The 1,489-nt window shown below is 30.8% G+C and carries 2 protein-coding genes; both read left to right on the forward strand.

Translation table 11 applies throughout. The features are described 5' to 3' along the window. The first annotated feature begins 68 nt into the window (after positions 1 to 68). Positions 69 to 1,040 (forward strand): site-specific tyrosine recombinase/integron integrase, encoded by a 972-nt coding sequence (gene xerA / locus H3T47_RS09155; RefSeq protein ID WP_199283253.1) that lies wholly within the window; start codon positions 69 to 71, stop codon positions 1,038 to 1,040. Beyond that, positions 1,037 to 1,489, forward strand: a 453-nt coding sequence (locus H3T47_RS09160; protein ID WP_199283254.1) for a restriction endonuclease subunit S, incomplete at its 3' end; no start/stop codon positions are given. The genes xerA and H3T47_RS09160, both read left to right, overlap by 4 nt.

Here is a 1,489-nt window from a genome sequence, read left to right on the forward strand (position 1 = left end):
TAAATTATCATTTATTTCTGTAAATACGGTTTTTATTGTATGATTTTCTAAAAAACGGAGATTTTACAATGAGAAAAGATGAATCAGAAACAATAATTCGCGAAATGTTGCCGTACCTTAACAATCTAAACTTAATGAGACTAAAAACTATTTTAAATAATTTAGTTGCGACAAAAACCGAATTTAAATCAAAATATGACAATAAAAACTTGCTTAAGAAGTATTTTGCGGCTAAAAGAGCCGAAGGTTGTTCGGAAAAATCTCTTAAATATTACAAAGTAACAATTACAAAGGCGTTAATTGAAATTGATAAAAATGCTAGAGAAGTAAGTACCGATGAATTGCGGAACTATTTAATGACGTATCAGGAAGTTCATTGCTCTAGTAAAGTGACAATTGATAATATTCGTAGAATTTTATCTAGTTTTTTTAATTGGCTTGAAGATGAAGATTACATTATTAAAAGTCCTATAAGGCGAATACATAAGGTGAAAGTCGCTACTACAGTAAAAGAAACTTATTCGGATGAAGAACTTGAAAAATTACGTGATAGTTGTACAAATGTCAGAGACTTAGCAATGATAGACTTTTTGGCCTCAACCGGTATGCGTGTTGGAGAATTGGTTTTACTTAATCGTAGTGATATCAACTTTCAAGAACGTGAGTGTATTGTTTTTGGTAAGGGTAATAAAGAAAGGATCGCTTATTTTGACGCTAGAGCGAAGTTACATTTAAGAAAATATTTGAATGAGCGACATGATAATCATGAAGCCTTATTTGTTTCTTTGAGAGCAGAACATGAACGATTAACTATAAGTGGTGTCGAATCAAGGCTAAAAAAATTAGGTCAAAAGATTGGAATTGCAAAAGTTTATCCACATAAGTTTAGAAGGACACTAGCTACAAAAGCTATTGATAAAGGCATGCCAATTGAGCAATTACAACAACTCTTGGGACATAAGAGAATAGATACTACATTACATTATGCAATGGTAAAACAGCAAAATGTGAAGATAGCACATAGGAAGTATATAGGATGAAGTATTTGAAGCTAAAAGAAATAGCAAAACTAAAAAATGGTAAAAAGTGTAATTATGATGTTAAAGGAATTATTCCTGTTTATGGTTCAAACGGAATTATTGGATATACTGATAACTTGAATTCACCAGAAAATTCAATAATTATTGGTCGTGTGGGTGCTAATGCAGGTTCAGTATTTTACTCTTTTAAAAAACATTGGGTATCAGATAATGCTATATCAGTTGTTCCAAATATTAATAAAATAAATTCTTTTTATTTGTATTATGCCTTGTATAGTCTTGACCTGAATCGACTTGTAGGAGGGTCTGCTCAGCCGTTACTCAACCAATCTATTTTAAATTCGCTTGAAATCAGAGTTCCACCTTTATCAGTTCAAAACTCAATTGTTGAAAAGATACGCGTATTTGATGAAAAGATTGCAGTAAATAACCAGATAAATGATAATTTA

This window comes from Lactobacillus sp. W8093 (assembly GCF_016100925.1).
Classification (GTDB): domain Bacteria; phylum Bacillota; class Bacilli; order Lactobacillales; family Lactobacillaceae; genus Lactobacillus; species Lactobacillus helsingborgensis.